Source organism: Kitasatospora sp. NPDC058190, from assembly GCF_042883685.1.
GTDB lineage: Bacteria > Actinomycetota > Actinomycetes > Streptomycetales > Streptomycetaceae > Kitasatospora.
This window is the reverse complement of sequence record NZ_JBHVVI010000303.1, coordinates 1-1,234: the sequence shown is the minus strand read 5'-3', so window position 1 is coordinate 1,234 and position 1,234 is coordinate 1. Positions and strand designations below refer to the sequence as shown.

The window sequence follows — 1,234 nt, the reverse complement described above, 5'->3', positions numbered from 1 at the left end:
GGAGGTTTCCCCCGGAACGTGGACACCCTGGACACTTGGATCGTGATGATCCGGAGAACAGGAGTTCCCGTTGGGGACGTACAAGTACTCGGCTGAGTTCCGGGCCGATGCTGTCGCGCTGTACCGCTCCAGCCCGGGGCGGACCGTCGCGTCGGTGGCCAAGGACCTGGGCGTGAACCACGAGACTCTGCGCCAGTGGATCAAGACCGCCGAGAAGGCGGAACAGCCGACCCAGCCGGAACCCGCCGCGGATGCGGCCAAGGACGCCGAGATTGCCCGTCTGCGCAAGCAGGTCCGGGAGCTGGAGCTGGAGCGCGAGATCCTGCGCCGGGCGGCCAAGTATTTCGCGGGCGAGACCAACTGGTGAGCCGCTTCCAGTTCGTCGAGGACCACCACCGCGCCTTCGGCGTGAAGCGGCTGTGCCAGGTCATGGAGGTCTCCCGCTCCGGGTTCTACCGCTGGCGGGCCGGCGTCGACGCCCGCGTGGAACGTGAACGGGCTGACCAGATCCTCGCCGAGCGGATCAAGGAGATCCACGCCGAGTCCGAGGGCACCTACGGCAGCCCCAGGGTCACCGCCGAGCTGCGCGAGAGCGGCCGGTCGGTGAACCACAAGCGGGTCGAGCGGCTGATGCGCTGCTTCGGCATTGTCGGCGTGCACTTGCGCAAGAAGGTCCGCACCACGGTGCCGGAACCCGAGGCGGCCCCGGTCCCGGATCTCATCCAGCGGGACTTCACCGCGCCGAAGCCGAACACCAAGTACGTCGGCGACATAACCTACCTGCCGGTCGGCGACGGCCAGTTCCTCTATCTGGCAACGGTGTTGGACCTGCATTCGAGGCGGTTGGCGGGCTGGTCGATCGCCGACCACATGCGCACCGAGTTGGTCATCGACGCCCTCAAGGCCGCTGCCGCGACCCGCGGCGGCAGCCTGGGCGGGGCCATCTTCCACAGCGACAACGGCGGGCAATACGCGTCGAAGGAGTTCGCCAAGGTCTGCCGGGAGTTGGGCGTGACCCGGTCGCGCGGAGCCGTCGGCACCAGTGCGGACAACGCCGCCGCGGAGGCGTTCAACGCGACGCTGAAGCGGGAGACCCTGCAGGGCGCGAAACGCTGGCCCGGAGCCCGCGCCGCCCGCCTCTCGGTCTTCCGATGGATCAACCGATACAACACCTGGAGGAGGCACTCCTCCCTCGACCACATGACCCCGATCGCCTACGAGCAGAGATCAGTTA

1 protein-coding gene is annotated in these 1,234 nt (G+C 68.0%); it reads left to right on the top strand.

The window, feature by feature from the left end; all coding sequences use genetic code 11:
• Positions 1-70: 70 nt before the first annotated feature.
• Positions 71-1,234 (top strand): IS3 family transposase gene (locus ACFVWU_RS44960; RefSeq protein ID WP_387632537.1). Its coding sequence is split into 2 segments (ribosomal slippage), with 1,165 coding nucleotides annotated over them: positions 71-350 and positions 350-1,234; the frame shifts between segments, so codons are not numbered across the junction. This gene is flagged as partial in the annotation.